Source organism: Gordonia sp. NPDC003504 (genome assembly GCF_053587995.1).
Genome location: NZ_JBSFPC010000002.1, coordinates 528,490 through 548,118, shown reverse-complemented (window position 1 = coordinate 548,118; position 19,629 = coordinate 528,490). Strand labels below are relative to the sequence as shown.

General features: G+C 66.6%; 19 protein-coding genes. 8 read left to right on the top strand and 11 right to left on the bottom strand.

What is annotated here, in order from left to right:
• Positions 1 to 87 precede the first annotated feature (87 nt).
• The 3 genes from ACWDPV_RS06745 to ACWDPV_RS06735 all read left to right on the top strand — a co-directional run bounded on the left by ACWDPV_RS06745 (position 88) and on the right by ACWDPV_RS06735 (position 3,247).
• Positions 88 to 309 carry a hypothetical protein gene (locus ACWDPV_RS06745; RefSeq protein WP_449742279.1) on the top strand — a complete coding sequence of 74 codons (222 nt, stop codon included), beginning with the start codon at positions 88 to 90 and terminating at the stop codon, positions 307 to 309.
• Between the two features lie 2 nt (positions 310 to 311).
• Positions 312 to 1,283: an ABC transporter substrate-binding protein gene (locus ACWDPV_RS06740; protein WP_449742278.1), complete on the top strand. Its 972-nt coding sequence runs from the start codon at positions 312 to 314 to the stop codon at positions 1,281 to 1,283.
• 308 nt (positions 1,284 to 1,591) lie between these two features.
• Positions 1,592 to 3,247 carry an HNH endonuclease gene (locus ACWDPV_RS06735; protein WP_449742277.1) on the top strand — a complete coding sequence of 552 codons (1,656 nt, stop codon included), beginning with the start codon at positions 1,592 to 1,594 and terminating at the stop codon, positions 3,245 to 3,247.
• Positions 3,248 to 3,371: 124 nt separating this feature from the next.
• Here the strand turns inward: ACWDPV_RS06735 and ACWDPV_RS06730 are convergent, their stop codons facing one another.
• The 4 genes from ACWDPV_RS06730 to ACWDPV_RS06715 form a co-directional block, all read right to left on the bottom strand.
• Positions 3,372 to 3,893, bottom strand: a complete 522-nt coding sequence (locus ACWDPV_RS06730) for a barstar family protein (RefSeq protein WP_449742276.1) — start codon at positions 3,891 to 3,893, stop codon at positions 3,372 to 3,374.
• Positions 3,890 to 4,453, bottom strand: coding sequence for a ribonuclease domain-containing protein (locus ACWDPV_RS06725; RefSeq protein ID WP_449742275.1), 564 nt, complete (start codon positions 4,451 to 4,453; stop codon positions 3,890 to 3,892). The genes ACWDPV_RS06730 and ACWDPV_RS06725 overlap by 4 nt, the downstream gene beginning before the upstream one ends.
• Positions 4,450 to 5,460 (bottom strand): N-acetylglutamate synthase, CG3035 family, encoded by a 1,011-nt coding sequence (locus ACWDPV_RS06720; protein WP_449742447.1) that lies wholly within the window; start codon positions 5,458 to 5,460, stop codon positions 4,450 to 4,452. Before ACWDPV_RS06720 ends, ACWDPV_RS06725 begins: the two co-directional genes overlap by 4 nt.
• A gap of 64 nt (positions 5,461 to 5,524) precedes the next feature.
• On the bottom strand, positions 5,525 to 6,130 hold the full coding sequence (locus ACWDPV_RS06715) for a peptide deformylase (protein WP_449742274.1): 606 nt from the start codon (positions 6,128 to 6,130) through the stop codon (positions 5,525 to 5,527).
• A 239-nt stretch (positions 6,131 to 6,369) separates the two neighbouring features.
• On the opposite strand from ACWDPV_RS06715, the gene ACWDPV_RS06710 reads away from it, so the two are divergent.
• The 5 genes from ACWDPV_RS06710 (at position 6,370) to ACWDPV_RS06690 (ending at position 10,435) form a co-directional block, all read left to right on the top strand.
• Positions 6,370 to 6,735 carry a DUF3263 domain-containing protein gene (locus tag ACWDPV_RS06710; protein ID WP_449742273.1) on the top strand — a complete coding sequence of 122 codons (366 nt, stop codon included), beginning with the start codon at positions 6,370 to 6,372 and terminating at the stop codon, positions 6,733 to 6,735.
• 61 nt (positions 6,736 to 6,796) lie between these two features.
• Positions 6,797 to 7,300: a LytR C-terminal domain-containing protein gene (locus ACWDPV_RS06705; protein WP_449742272.1), complete on the top strand. Its 504-nt coding sequence runs from the start codon at positions 6,797 to 6,799 to the stop codon at positions 7,298 to 7,300.
• Between the two features lie 163 nt (positions 7,301 to 7,463).
• A complete protein-coding gene (locus tag ACWDPV_RS06700; protein ID WP_449742271.1) occupies positions 7,464 to 8,147 on the top strand; it encodes a superoxide dismutase family protein in 684 nt (227 codons plus the stop codon).
• A gap of 47 nt (positions 8,148 to 8,194) precedes the next feature.
• A complete protein-coding gene (locus ACWDPV_RS06695; protein ID WP_449742270.1) occupies positions 8,195 to 9,325 on the top strand; it encodes a glutamate--cysteine ligase in 1,131 nt (376 codons plus the stop codon).
• A 366-nt stretch (positions 9,326 to 9,691) separates the two neighbouring features.
• Entirely contained in the window at positions 9,692 to 10,435 is a 744-nt protein-coding gene (locus ACWDPV_RS06690) for a hypothetical protein (RefSeq protein ID WP_449742269.1), read from the top strand.
• Between the two features lie 39 nt (positions 10,436 to 10,474).
• Here ACWDPV_RS06690 and ACWDPV_RS06685 read toward each other — a convergent pair whose 3' ends face one another.
• The 7 genes from ACWDPV_RS06685 to ACWDPV_RS06655 all read right to left on the bottom strand — a co-directional run bounded on the left by ACWDPV_RS06685 (position 10,475) and on the right by ACWDPV_RS06655 (position 19,592).
• The gene (locus ACWDPV_RS06685; RefSeq protein WP_449742268.1) at positions 10,475 to 12,895 is read right to left on the bottom strand and encodes a diguanylate cyclase; all 2,421 of its coding nucleotides are present in this window, start codon (positions 12,893 to 12,895) and stop codon (positions 10,475 to 10,477) included.
• A gap of 150 nt (positions 12,896 to 13,045) precedes the next feature.
• Entirely contained in the window at positions 13,046 to 13,381 is a 336-nt protein-coding gene (gene mnhG, locus ACWDPV_RS06680; RefSeq protein ID WP_449742267.1) for a monovalent cation/H(+) antiporter subunit G, read from the bottom strand.
• Positions 13,378 to 13,641 (bottom strand): monovalent cation/H+ antiporter complex subunit F, encoded by a 264-nt coding sequence (locus ACWDPV_RS06675; RefSeq protein ID WP_449742266.1) that lies wholly within the window; start codon positions 13,639 to 13,641, stop codon positions 13,378 to 13,380. Before ACWDPV_RS06675 ends, mnhG begins: the two co-directional genes overlap by 4 nt.
• Positions 13,638 to 14,465, bottom strand: coding sequence for a Na+/H+ antiporter subunit E (locus ACWDPV_RS06670; protein ID WP_449742265.1), 828 nt, complete (start codon positions 14,463 to 14,465; stop codon positions 13,638 to 13,640). Before ACWDPV_RS06670 ends, ACWDPV_RS06675 begins: the two co-directional genes overlap by 4 nt.
• The gene (locus tag ACWDPV_RS06665; RefSeq protein WP_449742264.1) at positions 14,462 to 16,066 is read right to left on the bottom strand and encodes a Na+/H+ antiporter subunit D; all 1,605 of its coding nucleotides are present in this window, start codon (positions 16,064 to 16,066) and stop codon (positions 14,462 to 14,464) included. Before ACWDPV_RS06665 ends, ACWDPV_RS06670 begins: the two co-directional genes overlap by 4 nt.
• Complete coding sequence (locus tag ACWDPV_RS06660; protein WP_449742263.1) at positions 16,063 to 16,689, bottom strand: Na(+)/H(+) antiporter subunit C; 627 nt, start codon at positions 16,687 to 16,689, stop codon at positions 16,063 to 16,065. Before ACWDPV_RS06660 ends, ACWDPV_RS06665 begins: the two co-directional genes overlap by 4 nt.
• Positions 16,686 to 19,592, bottom strand: a complete 2,907-nt coding sequence (locus ACWDPV_RS06655; protein WP_449742262.1) for a Na+/H+ antiporter subunit A — start codon at positions 19,590 to 19,592, stop codon at positions 16,686 to 16,688. The genes ACWDPV_RS06660 and ACWDPV_RS06655 overlap by 4 nt, the downstream gene beginning before the upstream one ends.
• Positions 19,593 to 19,629: the final 37 nt, after the last annotated feature.

The window sequence follows — 19,629 nt, the reverse complement described above, 5'->3', positions numbered from 1 at the left end:
GAACACCAGCGCTCCGCGTGCGGGTCGCGCCTCGGAAAACTGCAGGGCGGTAACCAGGCCCTCACTTCGGTCGACACCGTCTCGCGGTTGCTGGCGGCCTACCCGAGCTCCGGTTTCACCTACCAGATCGTCGGCCCGGTCACCGTCAACGGCACCACGATGAATGCGCAACTGCAGATGTCGTTGCCGGGCAACGGATCTCGGTACAAGCCGATGAAGTGGTTCTGGCTCGACGGCAAGTGGAAACTCTCCAATGAGAGCGTCTGCGTGATCGCCGCGTACGCCATGGTCCCGTGCTCGGTCGCCTGAGTATGACCAGGCTGCGCGCCCTCCTGGCGCTGATTCTCGCCGCGGTCGTCCTCGTGGGTGTCGCCGGGTGCTCGTCGTCAGATGACGAAAGTGCTGGTGGCACAGTGCAGATCAACCTGCCTGACGGCCGGTCGATCACCATCCCGGAGAACCCGAAGCGCATCGTGACGCTCGGTGGGCAGTGGACGGACGTGCTGCTGTCGTTCGGGGTGACACCCGTCGGGTACTACGACGCGATTCAAGCGCAGGGCGGCCAGAACCCGCCGTGGTTCGGCAACAAGCTCGCCGACTCGACGGCGCTCAATCCCAACGACGACGTCGTCGCCAAAGTCGCGAAACTCGAGCCGGATCTCATCGTCGCTCCCGGCTTCGCCTCGATGAGCGGCGTGTTCGACAAGCTCACCGAGATCGCACCGACGATCGACAAGATCAGTGGCGCACAAGTAGATCCGTGGCAGGACATGGTGACCCTGATGGGCACGATCCTGCATCAGCCGGACAAGGCGAAGGAGATCATCGCCGGTGTCGACGCCAAGATCAAGGCCATCGCCGATGAGTATCCCGGCATCAAGGGCAAGACCTACACCTTCGCCTACCTCTACGGCACCGACCAGTTCTCCGTGCTCGGTGACCCCAATGACGGTGCCGGACAGCTGTTCACATCGCTCGGACTGGTGATGGCGCCACGCCTGATCGCGCAGTCGCAGAAGACCGGCGAGCCGCGGTTCCAGATCAGTGCGGAGAACATCCCGTGGCTCAACTCCGACCTCCTCGTCATGGGCGTCCAGAACGACGACCTGCGTAAGCGACTGCCCGGACTTCCCGGATACCAGAATCTCGACTCGGTGAAAGCCGGTGCGGTCACGTTGATGGACACGCTGCAGGTGACCGGGCTCAACGAACCCTCACCCAACGCCACCGTCTACGTCCTCGACCTGCTCAAGCCGGCGCTCGCGCGGGCTGCGGAGGAGTAGGGCGGGCAAGTCCCGCCCGCACGGAGGCCGGCCGGTCCACCCCCGCTTCCGCTGGTCGAGTGCGCCTGATCCCCGCTGGTCGAGTGCCGACGAGCTTGCGGGTCGGTGTATCCGCAGGCCGAGCCTGTCGAGGTCGAGGCCTCCTCCGCAACCCGACAGCGAAACCAGGCCACCCCCAACCGAACCCAACGCTGAGGATGCGGATAGTTCTCGCACCCAGCAGATTCCGCACCGATCAGTTTTGTCGTACCCCCTCGCTACACTTGACTGGAGTTCAGTTGGAGCGACCGAGCAGAGGGGTGAACATCATGGCCGACACCACAATTCGCACGACTGCCGCGCCGGAGTTGTCGATGACCGCCGCCGACGCCGCCATGATCGATCACCTCCCCGCCGAGCAGGCCACCGCTCTGGCCCGATCGTTGCAGCGCCAAGAACGACAACTGATCGCCCGGAAGGTGCTCTCCGCAGCCCGGATCGGGCACACCGTGTACGACGAGATGCTGCTCTCGGGCCATCAGACCAACATGCACACCACCGGTGCCGTCGACAAAGCCGCCACCGGCAAGGTGTCCACCGCGCTGGGTGTGTCGGTACCGCACGCCACCGCGTGGATGACGTTGAGCTTCCTGCTGTCGACACTCCCGACGGTAACCGCGGCGTTCCTGGCCGGTGACCAGTCGCTGGACCGTATCCGCATCATCGCCGACGAGATCGTCGTCCTATCCGATGACGATGTGCGCGCGTTCGCCGAAACCCGAGCACTGCAACTCGCCGGACGTAATCAGGCGGATACGACCCTGCGGGATCAGGTCGCCGAGATGGTGATCGCCCTGGATCCCGACGGTGCCGCCGACCGTCGCGAGGAGGCCGCCGCTCGGGTTCAGAGTGTGCGGGTCCGGCGGGACACCAACGGGCATTGCAGCATCTCGGTCTACGCCCCCGGCGAGGTGGGTGCGCATCTGGCAGCGCGGATCGCGACGATGATCAGTGAGCGGATCTGCCCACGTGATCCACGCCGTCGCGGTCAGGTGCAGGTCGCGGCATTCGCCGAAATCCAAGGCCTGCCCGGTGCGTACCTGTCGTGTGAATGCGGGCGGGGTGACTGCTCGCGGGCGATCCCGTTGCCGGAAGAACCCACTGGTCTGACCGACCTCGACATCGATGTCGACCTCGACGCGGCTGATCTGTCTGACGATGTCGACGCGGACGTCGATCATGGTGAGCCTGATGAGATCACCGAACCCGAGACGACCGACGATCCCCAGACGGACGCTAATGTGGCCGTCGATCCCGAGACGATCACCGACGGCGACGCTGACTGTGCGGCAACGGATACCGTCGAGGCGCACCCCAACACCGACACCGACACCGAACTCGACAGTGATTTGCAGTTGTCGCTGTCGTTGATCACCGACCCATCCGGGCAGCGGGAAGCCCGGCTGGAATACTTCGGCGTGATTGACGAAGCTCACGCCCGAACGCTGATCAATTCGGGACAGCTGGTCACCGTCACCGAGTTTCCCACCCTGGACATACCCACCATCAGCACCACCACCTCACTGGATCGGATACCGGCGGCGTGGCGTCGCCTCGACGACCCGTTCCCCACAACCCCGATCGACCCCACCGGACACGGCGGCTATCTCCTCCCACCACCGGGTGCGTTGACATATCGGATCCCAGCCTGGTTACGAGAGAAAATCATCGAATTGGACGGCACCTGCCGATACCCGCAGTGCGGACGCCCGGCCAGCGACTGCCAGATCGATCACCTGGTGAAATTCGTGCACCAGGATCCGATCACCGGTGGCTGGACGGTGGAGTTCAACCTGATGCCGCTGTGCACCCCGGACCACCAACGAAAACACATGGGATTGCTGATCCCCACCATGCTCGCCGATCGGGCGGTCATCTGGCGCGACCCCGCCACCGGGGAAACCATCACCACCTATCCGCGATAGGCGGCCGACATCGGCCTGCTGTCGGGTGGTGCTGCGCTGCAACCGGTTTCCGGCATCAGGTTGCGAAAGTGGCCTCGACCTCGACAAGCTCGGCCCCGGTGGACGGGGCGGTGCGACCGTCCGACTAAACGCTGACCGGTGCCAGGCGGATACCAGCGCGCTGCCAGCGGGACACCGTTGCCCGACGGGATGCCATCGGCGTCGACAGGAGAACGGCGAATATTACTGGGGGATCAGAGAAATCACGGTAGTGGTCGCGGTAGAACGGCAGGGACTCAGCGAACCAGTCGAAGTCGGTGTCCGACGCGGTCAGCAGGTGCTGCGCGTGGGTGATCGCCGTCAGGTATCCACGCCGTGGCGGACTTCCGGCGTCCGCGGTGAGGTTGTCGAGGTCGCGCATCGCGTCGTCGAAGGCGTCCTTGTTCTTGCCGAAAGACGAAGGGAATCCCCAACCATCGGCGAATGCCGCGTACAGCTGCGGCAGTGAACGGAGGTGGTCGCCGTCGACGACGCGGACCTCGTACGAGTCGGCAACAGAGCTGGGCAATGATGTCACCGAGAGTGCGTCGGTGATCAATCCGACTGCGGGACCGCCCCTTCCGGCATCGGAGAGGAACTCGTCGATGGTGCGTGAGTCTCCGCTCATGACGGCCCCCTGATCAACACGAAACTGCGGTAGTGATTGGCGGTGTACCACGCCGACCCGTCACTGCCGGTGACGATGCGCTCGGCATCGCGCGAACGGCCGGGCTCCTTCGGGTTGACATCCCACTCCCGATACGTGATCCGCTTACCGGCGGAATCGCGAGCCGGTAGCCGACCCTCGCTGTTACGGAAGGTGATTCCGCCTTGCGTGCCGGGTGCGTCGGCGGCCTCGGGCCATTCCCCGGCGTCGATGAGAGCCAGCGTGCGGGTCACCCGGGCGGGGACGGCGGCCGTCTGCCGGGACGTCGACCGCCCCGATGGTCCCGACGATGCGACCGACGACCGTGCCACCGAAGACCCTGCCACCGAAGACCGTGCCACCGACGAACCGGACGACCCGGCGTCGTCACCCGAGTTGCTGATGAGCCAGGTCGCGATCACGACGATGGCGACGACAACCAGGCCGATCGCGGTGACGACGGCCTGACGGCGCCGTTGCGCCGGGGTCTGTGCTCGCGATCCCCGGGTCGATGACCGCGGCCGCTTCGATGTCGCATTCATGTCTCTCGCCCTCCGTCGCCGAGCGCGAGGTAACGATAGCCGTGGTGCAGCGCGAAACCCCGTGACCTATACCAGGCCCCGGCCACCCGGTTGGCGGCTTCGGTCTGAACGTAGGCCGCGTCGGCACCGTGCTGCGCTCCCCAGGACAACAACCGGGACACGATGGCGTCGCCGAGATGACGTCGGCGACGGGCCGGATCGGTCCACACCGCCGTGATGCCCAACCACCGTCGTGAACCCGGCGCCTCGGTCACTGCACCACGACCGATCGCGATGGGCTCCCCGTCGTACTCGACGGAGGCGAACACCACCGAACCATTCTCGCCGACAACACTGTTCAGGACGCCGGCGCCGACGGTGAGGTCGGCCTCGTCACCAAGGTAGGCGCGCAACCAAGCGCGCGACGGATCAGCCCCGAGCGTGACATCGCCACTGCCGGTCGGCACACCGCCGTCAGCCGGCACGTCGAGAATGCGTGTCAACACCTGGATCTCGTCGCTCGCGGGCTCCCCGACGATCTGCCGGGGCAGCAGCCGATCGGGAACCGCGATGAGCGTGCGCAATCCCCGTGCCGCATACCAGTCTTCGATCACCGACAGCATCTGGGCATCGGCGCGAGCCGAACGATCAACGGCGATGGCCGAATTCGCGCGCCGAGAGATGCCGCCACCGGCGCGCAGCAACCATCCGTCGATCTCCTCGTGCTCGATGCCGGGCCACGCCAGCGCCGCGGCATGTTCCAGCGTCCGAATGTCACTGTTGCGGACCGCGACCGCCGACAGCAGCCGCATTGAGGTGATCGCCGACCGCGGGATGGATTCCACGACCCCGTCGCGGTCCAGTCGGATCGGGTCGCCGTCGTCGAGCAGGAAACCGGTCACATCCGACAGCGACGGCCGACCCGGTGCGGGGTGCGGATTGGGGGTATCGCGCCAATCGGCCGGGGTCACAGAGCCAAGGCGATAACGCACCACGACACGGTCACCGCGGAAAGCCCCGGACGACATGCCGAACCGATCCGGCATCGAACCCGCCGCCCCGGTCACCGTGACATCCGTGACATACGCACGTTCAGTCGTCGTCGTGACCGAAGGGATCCGCCTGCTCACCCGGGGTCCAGGTCAGCCCCGGCACCCCCCATCCGTTCTTTTTGATCGCCTTCTTCGCGGCCCGGGCATTGCGGCCGACCAGCACGTCGACGTAGAGGTATCCGTCGAGATGACCGACCTCGTGCTGCAGCATCCGGGCGAAGAACCCGTTGCCCTCGATCGTCACCGCGGCACCGTCGCGGTCGACACCGGTGACCCGAGCCCAGTCGGCGCGGCCGGTGGGGAACTGCTCACCGGGTACCGACAGGCAGCCCTCGTCGTTGTCGTCCGGATCGGGCATGGTCTCGGGGATCTCGGAGGTCTCCAGCACCGGATTGATGACCTCACCGCGGCGGCGGGCCGCCATCCGGGACTCGCCGGCGGGGCAGTCGTAGACGAACATCCGCCGACCGACCCCCACCTGGTTGGCGGCCAGGCCGACGCCGTTCGCGGCGTCCATCGTCGCGTACATGTCGTCGAGCAGCGTCACCGTCTCCGCCGACGGCCGTCCGTCACCGTCGAGTTCGACGAGTTCGGTAGGACGGTGCAGAACCGGCTCACCGACAATGCAGATGGGGAGAATTGCCATGCACGACAGGTTATCGTGCGCGCAGACGGCCACCGGCGCCGAATGGTCCTGCGCGACGTGCCGCCCGCGCGTCACGTCAACCCACCCGGTTCTGCGTGGTTAGATGTTCACGAACCACACCGTTGTCATTCGCCGGCCCCGAGCCTGTCATGCGCGACGTCACCAGACGTCCGATGATGGACCCCGGACCCCGATGACGTGGTGTGAGGGGTCGCAGAGGAGATCTTCGAGGGAGCGAGATGGACGGCGCAGCAGCGCGAAGCCAGAATCAGCCGGGCCAGGGCCCGGAGTCTGAGAAGACCCACGACGTCGACGGCGCGCAGAACTTCGATCCGAACGAGGTCGGTCCCGACGGGCTGTCCCGCCGCGAGCACGACATCCTCGCCTTCGAACGTCAGTGGTGGAAGTACGCCGGCGCCAAGGAAGAGGCCATCAAGGAACTCTTCGGGCTCTCGGCCACGCGCTACTACCAGATCCTCAACGCCTTGGTGGATCGGCCGGAGGCGCTGGCCGCCGACCCGATGCTGGTGAAGCGCCTGCGACGGTTGCGCGCATCACGCCAGAAGGCGCGTGCCGCACGTCGACTCGGTTTCGACATCACCTGAGCCCGCACGCCCCGGCGCTGGAGAGCAGGCGCCATGCGTGTGTGCGTTAAGGTCATCGGTGATGAATGCTGATCGCGACTCCAACCGCCTGCCCCTGAGGGCCGGAGCCATGCTGCTCCTCGCGGTTGCCATCGTGTTCGTGGGCCTGGGCTGGCACTCCGCGGCCACCGCGAACGACAACCCCGAGGAACAACTGCAGGCCGCGCAGTCGTCGGCGCCGTCGACGACTGCCAGCGCACCGGCCACCACGTCGACGGTGAACCAGGGCAACACCACCATCTGCGTGATCAATGCGGGTGACGTCACCGGTCTGGCGGGCGAGGTGGACTCCCAGGTCAAGGCCAAGGGCTACACCACCGAGGGCATCACGAGCGAGAGTAACTACTCGCAGGGCGGCTTCTCCGAAAATTCCATCGTCTACTCGACGACCGCGCAGAAGCCGCTCGCCGAAAAGCTCAACGACGACCTCGGCGGGGAGTTCAGTGTCGACTCGCGCAGCTCCTTGGGCAGCGGGTTCAGCCGTTGCGACGGCGGGATCGCCGTGGTCGTGGTGAGGCAGCCGTGATCGGCACATCCGTCCATCGAGGCCCCAGCATCCCAGGCCCCGGCGTCCCAGACCGCAGTGTCCCAGGCGGCGGCGTCCCAGACCTCAGCGTTGCAGCCGCGGGCGCTGACACCGGCTCATCAAGGCAGCCCGGTTTCCAATCACATATCACTCGAGGAGCGAGATGACCGTCAGTTCGAAATCAGGCTCTGCGTCCCTGCGTGCGCTCGCGGTGCTCGCCTCGGCCGGCGCCGTCGGGTTGGCACTGGCGGGATGTACCCCGGACGAGCCGACCACCACCGAGAAGGGCACCACCCCGGCGGTGCAGACCGGAAATCCGGCGCCCGTCGTCGGACTTGTCGACGCCGACGACATCCCCTCCAGCAGCGGTGAGAAGGGCTCGGCGACCATCAAGGACACCTCCGGCAAGGACATCGGTACCGCGACCTTCAGCCCGCAGGGGGAATCGTTGGCGGTGCTGGTCAAGCTCAACGCCGGCAGCGGTCTCCCAGCCGGTTTCCACGCGATGCACATCCACTCCGGCAGCACCTGCAACACCGCCGACAAGTTCGACTCGGCGGGTGGCCACCTGCAGGTCGACGGCCACACCGGCCACCCGGCCAGCGGTGACCTGGTGTCGATCAACGTCCTGCCCGACGGCTCGGGGACGACGCTGACCTCTAGCGATGCCGTCGATCTGGAGCAGGTGACCGGCAAGACGATCATCATCCACGAGAACGCCGACAACTTCGCCAACATCCCCGATCGCTACCAGGCCAACGGACAGCCCGGACCCGACGAGACGACGATGTCCACCGGTGACGGTGGGCCGCGCTTGGCGTGCGGCGTCATCGAGACCGCGGGGTAGGGCGTTCTGCCGACGGCTCCGGTGCACAATCCACGTGTGGTGACGTGATGTCCGCCATCCTCCCGATTGAATTCTCGGGCTCGCCGGAGCCGACACTCGGCGTCGAGTGGGAGTTCGCCCTGACCGACAAGGTCAGTGGCGATCTCTCGAACTCCGCGGCAGACCTGTTCGCGGCCTTCGGGTCTGCGCATCCGCATCTCGCCGGCAAGGTACACAAGGAATTGCTGCGCAACACCGTCGAACTGGTCACCGGCATCTGCCGGACCACCGGTGAGGCGGTCGCCGACCTCGCCGAGACGCTGCACGCCGTCCGCGGCGTCGCCGACGACCTCGACGTCGACCTCTACGGGGCGGGAACCCACCCCTTCGCGCAATGGTCGACGCAACTGCTCACCGAAGGCCATCGGTACGCCGAACTCATCGAGCGCACCCAGTGGTGGGGCCGGCAGATGCTGATCTGGGGCGTGCACGTGCACGTCGGCATCTCCCACCGCGACAAGGTACTGCCGATCCTGTCGTCGCTGCTCAACTACTACCCGCATCTGCTGGCGTTGTCGGCGTCGTCGCCGATGTGGTCGGGGCAGGACACCTCCTACGCCAGCAATCGGGCGATGATGTTCCAGCAGTTACCGACGGCCGGCCTGCCCTTCCAGTTCCAGACGTGGCATGAGTTCGAGGCGTTCGTCGCCGACCAGAAGACCACCGGCATCATCGACCACATCAACGAGATCCGGTGGGACATCCGGCCGTCGCCGCATCTGGGCACCATTGAGGTGCGGGTGTGCGACGGGACCACCAACCTGCACGAACTCTCCGCACTGGTGGCGCTGATCCACTGCCTCGTCGTCGACCTGGACCGGCGGTTCTCCGCGGGCGAGACCCTGCCGCAGATGGCGCCCTGGCTGGTGCAGGAAAACAAGTGGCGTGCAGCGAGATACGGGCTCGAGGCGATCGTGATCCTGGACTCCGACTGCACCGAACGCCTCGTCACCGAGGATCTGGCGGACCTGCTGGTGCGGCTCGCGCCGATCGCCGCCGACCTCGACTGCGTCGACGAACTCGCCGGGATCTCCGAGATCATGGCCCGCGGCGCGAGTTATCAACGGCAGCGGGCGACGTTCGCCGCCACCCGGGACATTCGCGCGGTGGTCGCGTCGGTGGTCGACGAACTGAAATGACCCGCGGCGCCGCTGTGCCGGCCGAGAGCCGGGGCGGTGTGTTCGGTGTGGACCCGGGACCGCGCGGGATCGGGTGCGTTGAGGAAATTCGCGACCATTTCATAACCCACTCTGACAATTCATTTTCCCGCGTGTGAAGTAGGGCTTCTCCGACCGTGTGAATGTCGGGTTTCGCCGGTGACCGGCCTGTCCGGATTGCCGCACTGACGTCGACAGTCCGACGATGCGCGGGGTTGCGTCGTGTCCGCGTGTTGGCTTGTGACCTTTGCTAACGGACACTGAAGAGGTGCTGCCCGTCCGTGTGCAGCATCCGAAATCGGTGGCGGGGTTATCTGGCAAAGGAAATGAAAGCTTATGAATTCCATCGTGACAATCGCGCATTCCCCGCAGTATTCTGCACTCGATCTCGCCGGTGCGTCGGCATGGGTGGACGACCTCTGTGGGAGCGGAGCGACGATGATCTTCGCCGATCCGCACACGTGGCCGGAACTGTGGCATGAGTACATCGATGGCGCCGTCGTCGAATACACCGCACGCGGGGTCCGGTCGGCGCTGGAATACGAGCGGATCCGCGACGGCCGGGACACCACCCTGTTCTGTGCCGTGCTCGACCCGTCGGGTGCGGTCGTCGGTGGCCTCCGCGTGCAGGGGCCGTATCGCGATGCCCGACAGTCACACGCGATCGGCGAGTGGGCGGGCCAACCCGGCCAGGACGACCTGATCGCGGCGATCAACCATCGCATCCCCGACGGGATCATCGAGGTCAAGTCGGCCTTCGTCGACCCGTCGTCGCCGCTGGCCAAGGTGGCGGCGGGTGCGCTGGCGCGGTCGGCCAAGATCTCGATGGAGCTGACCGGATGCCGCCACATGCTCGCCACCGCGGCCGACTACGTGCTCGAACGCTGGTCATCCGGTGGGGGACGAGTCAATCCGCTGATCGCCGCGACCCCGTACCCCGACGACCGCTACCGCACCCGGGCGATGTTTTGGGACGCGGAGAACCTGCAGTCCTTCGCCGATCCCGACGTATGGGAGTTGATGAATGCGGAGCACGCCGCCGCATTGCGGTCGCGGGAGGTGTCGGCGGCGGAGACGGCGACGGTGGCCTGACAGGTGCACGTCGGGGGACACCGACCGCGAGAACTTACCTCAAGCAGGTGGCTTCTCGCGGTCCCACGTCCCCGGCCCGTCAGTGGGCCTACCGGCGATGAACTCGGGATCGAGTTCATTCCATGCGGAACCGCCGTGGCCGGCGTTGAGCATCTGCTCGACGTCGATGACGTGGCGACCGGATTCGACGAGGTGGCCGCTGACGATGTTCCGGGCCGCCGCCGCGGCGAAGGCGCCGGCCATCGCGCCGGTCGAACCGAGTTGCGGCCAGGACGCGACACCGCGGCCGATTTGACTGGCGGAGAACGCCATTCGAGGGGTGAGGACGTCGCCGACGATCGACGTGGCCATTCGCAGTCGCTGGGCGGGGTCGGTGGCATCACCGGCGGTGAAGTTCTCCACCCGGCCGTGGAAGATCGGGTAGGTGGGGTCGAGGTCGTAGCGTTCGATGTCGAGAATGACGTTGTCGCCCATGTCGGTTGCGCTGATGACCGGAATCCGCAACGCGCGGGCACGGCGACGCATGTCGATCTTCGCCGCGACATCATCGATCTCCTCGATCACGATGGTTCGCGGACCGGACGGCGAGGTTGCCAGGAACCGGTCGGCCGTGGTCGGCGAGTAGCCATCGGCGAACGATTCGATGACGGTGTAGGGGTCGGCCTCGAGGAGCCGACGCGCCGTCAGGTCCAGCTTGGCCGTCCCGACATCGCACACCGACCCGGACATCCGGTTGAGATTCGTGGTGGCCAGGGTGTCCGGGTCGGCGAGGCGGAAATGCCGCACCCCGGTCAGCGAACACGCCGTCACCGCCGACGATCCGACGCTGAGTCCGGCGACGGCGATGATCGTCTCACCCCACCGGCGTTGTTCCGCGCTGGTGACGAGGAAGCGATTACGTGCTGTCTTCAACCGATAGAACGTCGCACTGTCGGGCATCCGGACCACCCGGCGGCGCCACGGGAACACCACGTACCGCGTATGTCCGGTCACGACCGACGGGTCGTCGTAGTCGAGTGGGTCTGCCGGCCGGACCCCTGGTTCGACGTGATCGAGTGCATCGAGTTGCCGCAGTTCGGCCACCGCATCGGGCCAGATGTCGACGAACTCGTACAGATTCGACGAGGTGAGCTGCCGAATGCGGCCGGCGTCCCGGGCGGGATGCAGGATCTCGAACGTCGCATCGCCGGTGGGGTCGGGGGCGCCGAAATCGGCGACGCCGGGGTCGGTGATGTCCACACCGTCGATACGGCGGGCGCTGCGTGGCGGCCGGGACCCGCTCGCGGTGCGTGTCGACGCGGCCCGCAGTACCCGCGTCGCCGCTCCCGCCGATCGCGGTGCGACCGCCGAGACCAGCGCGGAGGTGGTGCGTACCTGACGGGCCGTCCCGTCCTCCGACGTCGCCGTCGCCTCCGGATCATCGAAGTACCAATCGACGGTCGGTATCTGCGACACCATCGACCGGTTGCGGCCCAACGCCTTGGCGGCGTACAGGCGCTGGTCGGCCGGTCGTGCCAGATCGTCCAGGAGCGTCTGGGCATCGGGGTGCAGCGGTGCATCGAGTCGCCGCAGCGGTGCGCAGACGCCGCCGACACTGACCGTCACCTCGGAGCCGGAACCGACCGCCAGCCGCAACCTCGTCGAGGCGGCCTCGAGTTCGGCCGCGCCGGCGACCCCGAACAGGATGGTGAATTCCTCACCGCCGGTGCGTGCCACGATCCCGCGATCCCCCACCTCCTCGTGGAGAACCGAGGTGATGTCGACGAGAACCTCGTCGCCGGCGGAGTGCCCGAGTGCGTCGTTGACGCGTTTGAAGTGATCGATGTCGATGACCAGCATGCCGATCATCTGACCCGCCTGCTGGGCCTCCTCGAAGACCGTCGGCGCGCCGTCGAACAGGCCGCGCCGGTTGAGGGCGCCGGTGAGCGGATCGATCAGGCTCAGCGTCGCCTGTTCGTGGATCAGATCCGACAGATTGCGCCGCAGCATCGTCACCATCAGCGTCGGTGCAATGACCGCCATGATCACCGCACCCCCGCTGACCAGGAGATCGGTCAGCGATGCCGCGCGCACGGCGACGACGGCGAGTCCCAGGGTCACTGCGATCGTCATGAAACCGACGACGGTGCGCCCCGAGGACCCCATCGCGGCGAGTGCGGGGATCGCCGCCAACAGCACCAGCACCGCGTGTGAGGTGCCCTGATCGGCGATCACCGCCGCCGAGCCGGCCACCCCGATCATCCCGCCCGTGCACAGGATGACGAACAGCCGGTCGTCGAGACTGCCCTGCCAGGCCGTGAGTGACACCGAGATCGCGGTGAACACCAGGATCGCCACCAAGAGTGGTCGGGTGCCGGCGACAGCGAAGGACGACGAGAACAGCGCCAAGATCAGCAGCGGTACCGCCCCCAGCTCGCTGCACAAGACAGCCAGCGTCCGCTGATCGAATCGATTACCCACCACTCGATTCCTTCCGCGACCCCCTCTTTAGTCCTGTGAACAATCAATCTACCGGTGGTTGTCGTCCGCGGGGAAGGGTCGACTTACACAATGGGCGTAAATGTCGAGATATCCGTCACACCGCGGGTGTCAGACAGTCCTGATCAGGCCCTAATCCCGGTCGCCGCTTTCCATCTGGTCGCGTGCGATGAGCCCGTCGCGGGCACGCTGCTCCTGATAGACGAGGCGTCCGATGCGGTGCGCGACCACCGGTGCGGTGATCAGTGCGAAGATCCCGGCGAGGATCAGCATCCCGTTGTCGACGTGCCCGCCGCCGACGCTGATCATCGTTCCGATCAGCATCATCAGCAATCCCAGCGTTTGGGGTTTGGTCGCGGCATGCATCCGCGAGAGGGTGTCGGGGAATCGGAGGATGCCGATCGCCGCGGTGACGGCGAGCAACGCCCCGATGGACAGGAAGACGGCGGTGACGATGTCGGCGATCATGTTTGATCATCCCGGACGCGAAAGCGGGCGATGGCCACCGAGCCGACGAAGCTGACCAGCGACAACGCGACGATTCCCGACACCACCGTGGTGTCGCCGCTGTAGGCGGTCCAGGCCGCGAGCCCGCACATGCACAGCGCGATGAGCGCGTCGAGGGCGACCAACCGGTCCAGGGTGGTCGGGCCGAGCAGAATCCGTGCCATCACCAGGACGGCGGCGACGAGCAATGCGGTGGCGATGCAGTACCAGACCACAGTCATAGCCGATCCTCCTCGTCGCCGGGGGTCGTGCGGTCGAAGAGGTCGGGGCGGTGCCGGACCGCGCCGGTCGCAATGCCGACATGCTCACCGTCGGGCACGTGATGGAAGCTGTCGTCGATCCCGTGGTACGGACTGGGATGCCACTCGCTGTCGCGTTCGAAGGCCTTGATGAACATCCGCTCGACGAAGGCGACCTGGTTGTAGAAGCTGCGCACCTTCTTGTCCGATCGGACGTCGAAGACGTGGACGTAGAGCAGGCGCCGACGATGATCGATCTCCAGGACCATCGTGCCGGGCACCAGGTTGAGATAATCCACGGCCAGCGTCAGGACCATGTCGGATTTGATGGCCACGCGTACACGCATGACCGCGCCCAGCGGCGGTCGGCCGGGCCGGATCGCGATCCACGCCACCTGCGCACTCGAGACGAAGAAGTCGACGATCAACCGCAGAACCAGCACAAGCAGGGTGAGGGGATGGATCCGGCCTTCGACGGGGACCCGGGGCAGCGGCAACAGGACGCCGATGGCGATGGCCAGGACCAGCCCGGCGATCACATTCGCCCACGACACCGTGCCCCACAACAGCACCCAGACGAAGGCCAGCCACGCCATCGACCACAGTCGGACGGCCACCTCCCGGCCGTCGGTGCCCAACCAGTGGGGTGTGCGAACCCGTCCGCGCAGCCACACCCACGCGCTGACCGTCGTCCACGCGAAACCCAGCACCGAATAGCGCGCGATGTTGATCAGCAGGCGCTTCACCGGCCCTTTGCCGACGGGTCTGACGGGCGCGATCCGTTCGTTCTTCCGGTCGGTCATCATCGGCCTCCCAACACCGAGCTGACGTAGATGTCACGGTCGATGATGTCGGTCGCGGCGCGGTCGGTGAATCCGAAGATCGGACCTGCCCACACCGTCAACGCCAGACCCGCCGCCACCATCAGCGCTGTCGGGATGACCATCGCGATGGGCATGCGACCCACGTCGGCGCGCTCGTCGAAGGCGATGTCGGCGCTCTCGTCGATCAACGCCGACGGGGCACTGTCGGAGAGGTCGCCCTCGGGGGCGTCGGCGCGGGGACGCCAGAAGCCCTTGGTCCAGATGCGGGCCACCACGTACAGGGTCAGAAGGCTGGTCACCACCGACCCGGCGACCAGAATCCAGGCGAGCACCGAACCGTCGGAGGTGCCGGCCTCGATCAACGCAACCTTGCCCAGAAAGCCCGAAAAGGGCGGAATACCACCGAGATTCAACGCCGGGATGAGGAACAACGCGGCCAGGACCGGGCTGGCGATGAGGCCACCGAGTCGCCGTAGCGACGCCGACCCGGCCTGACGTTCGATCAGCCCGACCACCAGGAACAGCGTCGTCTGCACCAGGATGTGGTGCGCGACGTAGTAGATGGCCGCGCTCATCCCGATCTCCGAGGACAGCGCGATCCCGAAGATCATGTACCCGATGTGGCTGACCAGGGTGAATGACAACAGTCGTTTGATGTCGGATTGGGCGATCGCACCGAAGATGCCGACGAGCATCGTCAACAATCCGGCGACCAGCAGGATGGCGTCCATCGACCCGCCCGGGAACAGCAAGGTGTGTGTTCGCATGATCGCGTATACGCCGACCTTGGTGAGCAGGCCGGCGAACACCGCGGTGACCGGTGCCGGGGCCGTCGGGTAGGAGTCCGGCAGCCACGTCGACAGCGGGAAAACCGCCGCCTTGATGCCGAAGGCCACCAGGAGCACCGCGTACAGCGCGTTGCGGGTGCCATCGGGCACGTGGTCGAGGCGCACCGCCATCTCGGCGAGGTTGAGGGTCCCGGTGGTCGCATACGCGAAGGCGATGCCCGCCAGAAAGATGAGCGACGACACCATCGAGACCATCACGTACGACGCGCCGGCGCGGACACGATCGGCGCTGGCCCCGAGGGTCAGCAACACGAAACTCGCGGCCAGCAGCACCTCGAACGAGACGAACAGATTGAACAGGTCGCCGGCCAGGAACGAATTGCACACGCCGGCACACAGGATCAGATACGTGGGCAGGAAGATCGACACCGGCTGATCGGTGGTGCCATCGCGGATACCCTGCCCGATCGCGTAGATGACGACGCACAGCAGCACGAGCGTCGACACCACCAGCATCAGGGCGGCGAGTTGATCGACCACCAGGGTGATGCCGAGGGGTCCGTTCGCGAATCCCTTGTCATCCCACCCGCCGATGGCCAGCGCGTAGGTGCCGTGTTCGTTGGTGAGGTAGAGCATCATGCACGACGCGATGAGTGCCACCCCGATCGCCGACACCGTGATGATGCGCTGGAAGATGGCGCCGCGGCCGCGCAACAGCGTCAACGCCGCGCCGAGCAACGGGACCAGCGTCGGCAGGGTGATCAGGACCGGGAGCCAGGAGGTCTGCGGGATCATCGGCGATCCCCCGGGGTGCGGTCATCCGAGCCGGCGGTGTCGCCCGACTCGGTGCTACCCGACTCGGTGTCGTCGACGCCGATCTCGTCGATCACGTCGGCGTCCTCGGGCATCAGGTCGGTCTCGATCACCTCGAGGTGTCGGTTGATGTATTCCTCGGGGGTCAGCGGGTTGCCCTCGTCGTCGAAGAAGTCGCCGGCGGTGGTGTCGGCGCCGGTCAGGGGGTCGTCGCTGCGGTCGCGGTCGGGTGCGGTCTGCAGTGAGCCGGTGGCGACCTTGACGTCCTCGGTGTCGTCCTCGACGTCGTCGTCGTCGCGATTGAGCACGAACAGCCGGTACACCAGCGACAGGATGAAGGCGGCCACGCCCATGGTGATGACGATCGCGGTGAGGACCATCGCCTGTGCGAGGGCGTCGGCGTCGCGTGGCCGGGCCTCCGACGATCGACCCATGATCGGTGGGTTGCCCATCCCGCCCGCGAGCACCAAAATCAGCAGGTTGATGCCGTTGCCGGCCAGCAGCAGGCCCAGCAACATCCGCACCAGGCTGCGTTCCATCAGTAGGTAGGCGCCGGCGGCGATCAACACCGCGATGACCACGAGCAGGCCGAGGTTGACGCTCATTTCGCGCCACCATCCGCCGGTACCTGCACCGACCGGGTCACCAGGCCACCCGGGCCCTCCACGTCCAGGCGGGCGCCGAGGCTGCGAAGGACGTCGAGGACCAGACCGATGACGATCAGGTAGATGCCGAGGTCGAAGAACAGTGCGGTCACCAGTTTGATGTGTCCGAGCACCGGGACGGTGATCTCGAAGACGGCCGAACTCAGGGCCGGTGCACCGAGGAACATTGAGGTCACCGCCGTGCTCGCGGAGATCAGCAGTCCGGCGCCGAGGAAGGTGCCCGGTTCCACCGGCAGGGCCTCACCGAGTTCGTAGCGGCCACCGGCCAGGTAGCGCAGCACGAGTGCCAGGCCCATCGTCAATCCACCGGCGAACCCGCCGCCCGGCGAGTTGTGGCCGGCGTAGAAGAAGTACACCGACAGCACCACCATCGTCGGGAAGATCAGTCGGGTGGTGGCCTCGAGCACCATCGACCGATGCCGGGGGTCACGGAATTCGCTGCCCAGCAGGTAGGTGGTGCGATCGGGTGGGATGACGTCGTCGTCCTCGTCGGTGGCCGGGCCGAAGCGCCGAGTGGCGTCGGCGACGCGTGGGGCGGCACCGAACCGGCGGTTGCGGAAGACCATCGACGCCACCCCGGTCGCGGCGACGATGAGGACCGACACCTCGCCGAGGGTGTCCCAGGCGCGGATGTCGACGAGGAGCACGTTCACCGCGTTGGCGCCGTGGCCGAACTTGTAGGCCGCCTCGGGGAGGTCGATGCTCACCGGCTGTTCGGAGCGGGCCGCGGCGGCGAACAATCCGATCACCACCACCGACACACCGAGTGCGATGCCGATGAGCGCGCGCAGCGGTTTGAACCCGGTGGAGTGGCGGGGCTCGGGTTCGGCGGGCAGTTTGCGCAGGACCAGGACGAAGATCACCAGTGTCAGCGTCTCCACCAGGAATTGGGTGAGGGCCAGGTCGGGTGCGCCGTACAACGCGAAGAGCATGCCGCATCCGTATCCGGTGACGCCGACGATGAGGGTGGCGGCCAGGCGGTTGCGGAGGATGACCGCGGCGATGGCCGCGGCGATCATGATGCCGCCGACGACGAGTTGGACCGGGGAGTCGAAGCCGCGGGGGGAGAGCGTGTTGCGATTGCCGAGAAAGAGCACCGTCGTCGGCAGGATGATCATCGTCGACAGGATCACCCCCTGGGTGATCGGCAGCGATCCGCGCTGGGTGTTGCGGGTCATCAACAGCGACACGGTGTCCGCGCCACGCAGGGTTGCGTCGTAGATGCGGTCGGCGTTGAGCAGTGGCCGGAACCCGAAGACGCGGTCGCGGATCGGGCGCAACCCCAGGAAGAGGGCGGCGCCGCCGACGACGACGATGACCGAGAACACCACCGGCAGGCCGAAGCCGTGCCACATCGCGAGGTGTTCGAGGTCGTGGCCGTGGAGCGGCAGTTCCTCGGCGTAGGGCTCGAACCAGTGACCGACCCAGCCGCTGGCCAGGCCGGCGACGACGCCGAAGGCGGCGAGCAGGATCGGGGAGAACAGGAACATCGGCGTCGGCGGATGCATCTTGGCGACCGCCCGCGTCGGCAGGGTGCGGACCTTGCGTCCGAACGCTCCCCAGAGGAATCGGCAGGTGTAGGCGAAGGTGATCACCGAACCGAGCAGCAGCACGAGGTCGACGACATGGCCCTGCCAGGGTTGCAGCGACCCGGTGTCCCACACCGACCCGAACGCGGTCTCCTTGCCGACGAATCCGAAGGTGAACGGCAGTCCGGCCATGCTTGCGCCAGCGACGGCCGCGGTGACCGCGAGGACGGGCAGGCGATGCCCGAGCCGGGCGAGTTTGCGGATGTCGCGGGTACCGGTGGCGTGGTCGATGATGCCGACGACCATGAACAGCGACGCCTTGAACAGGGCGTGCGCGACCAGCATGGTGAGGCCGGCCATCGCCACGTTCGCATCACCCATGCCCATCAGCACCGACATGAAACCGAGCTGGGAGACGGTGCCGAAGGCGAGGACGAGCTTCAGGTCGAGTTCCCGCAGGGAGCGCCAGCCGCCGAGCACCATCGTGAACGAGCCGAGCCCGATCACCATCACCTGCCAACTCGGCAGCGGCGCGAATGCCGGCGCGAGACGACCGATCAGGTAGATGCCCGCCTTCACCATCGCCGCGGCGTGCAGGTACGCCGAGACCGGGGTGGGTGCGGCCATGGCGCCGGGCAGCCAGAAATGGAACGGCACGATCGCCGACTTGCTCAGCGCCCCGATCAGCAGCAGCACGACGGCCACCTCGACGTAGACGCCGTCCATCGGGGGATGCGCCAGCAGATCACTGAGCAGGTAACTGCCGGTGCGTTCGCCCAGCATGATGATGCCGACGAGCATCGCCAGACCGCCCAGGGTGGTGACCAGCAGCGCCTGGGTGGCCGAGCGTCGCGACGTCGCGCGGATGCGATAGAAGCCAACCAGCATGAACGACAGGACCGTCGTCAGCTCCCAGAAGATGTACAGCACCAGCATGTTGTCGCTGGTCACCAGGCCGAACATGGCGGCGGCGAAGGCGATCATCTCGCCGCCGAACACGGCGACGCGCGGGAGGGCGTCGTCGAAGTAGTGCGCGCAGTAGAACAGCACCAGCGTGCCCACACCCAGGATCAGCACCGACAGGATCGCCGACAGCGTGTCCATCCGCATGACGATGTCCATGTGCAGGGTGGGAACCCAGTGCAGCGTCTCGACCTGCGGGGCGCGATCGGAATCGGGCCAGTGCGTCAGCACCCAGACAAGTCCGCCGAGAGGGGCCAGGCCGAGGAGGTAGAACCCCTTCGTCCCGAGCTTGCCGACGATCGCGGGGGCCACGAGCGCGCAGAGTGCCAATGCCATCAGCACAGTGAGCAAGGGGGCGCACTCCGTCTTCGGTCGTCGGTCTTCGGTC

Excerpts from the sequence above, each read along its gene's own strand:
- ACWDPV_RS06740 (WP_449742278.1), top strand. The coding sequence starts at position 312 with ATGACCAGGCTGCGCGCCCTCCTGGCGCTGATTCTCGCCGCGGTCGTC.
- ACWDPV_RS06735 (WP_449742277.1), top strand. The coding sequence starts at position 1,592 with ATGGCCGACACCACAATTCGCACGACTGCCGCGCCGGAGTTGTCGATG.
- ACWDPV_RS06730 (WP_449742276.1), bottom strand. The coding sequence starts at position 3,893 with ATGAGCGGAGACTCACGCACCATCGACGAGTTCCTCTCCGATGCCGGA.
- ACWDPV_RS06725 (WP_449742275.1), bottom strand. The coding sequence starts at position 4,453 with ATGAATGCGACATCGAAGCGGCCGCGGTCATCGACCCGGGGATCGCGA.
- ACWDPV_RS06720 (WP_449742447.1), bottom strand. The coding sequence starts at position 5,460 with ATGTCGTCCGGGGCTTTCCGCGGTGACCGTGTCGTGGTGCGTTATCGC.
- ACWDPV_RS06715 (WP_449742274.1), bottom strand. The coding sequence starts at position 6,130 with ATGGCAATTCTCCCCATCTGCATTGTCGGTGAGCCGGTTCTGCACCGT.
- ACWDPV_RS06710 (WP_449742273.1), top strand. The coding sequence starts at position 6,370 with ATGGACGGCGCAGCAGCGCGAAGCCAGAATCAGCCGGGCCAGGGCCCG.
- ACWDPV_RS06705 (WP_449742272.1), top strand. The coding sequence starts at position 6,797 with ATGAATGCTGATCGCGACTCCAACCGCCTGCCCCTGAGGGCCGGAGCC.
- ACWDPV_RS06700 (WP_449742271.1), top strand. The coding sequence starts at position 7,464 with ATGACCGTCAGTTCGAAATCAGGCTCTGCGTCCCTGCGTGCGCTCGCG.
- ACWDPV_RS06695 (WP_449742270.1), top strand. The coding sequence starts at position 8,195 with ATGTCCGCCATCCTCCCGATTGAATTCTCGGGCTCGCCGGAGCCGACA.
- mnhG (WP_449742267.1), bottom strand. The coding sequence starts at position 13,381 with ATGATCGCCGACATCGTCACCGCCGTCTTCCTGTCCATCGGGGCGTTG.
- ACWDPV_RS06675 (WP_449742266.1), bottom strand. The coding sequence starts at position 13,641 with ATGACTGTGGTCTGGTACTGCATCGCCACCGCATTGCTCGTCGCCGCC.
- ACWDPV_RS06670 (WP_449742265.1), bottom strand. The coding sequence starts at position 14,465 with ATGATGACCGACCGGAAGAACGAACGGATCGCGCCCGTCAGACCCGTC.
- ACWDPV_RS06665 (WP_449742264.1), bottom strand. The coding sequence starts at position 16,066 with ATGATCCCGCAGACCTCCTGGCTCCCGGTCCTGATCACCCTGCCGACG.
- ACWDPV_RS06660 (WP_449742263.1), bottom strand. The coding sequence starts at position 16,689 with ATGAGCGTCAACCTCGGCCTGCTCGTGGTCATCGCGGTGTTGATCGCC.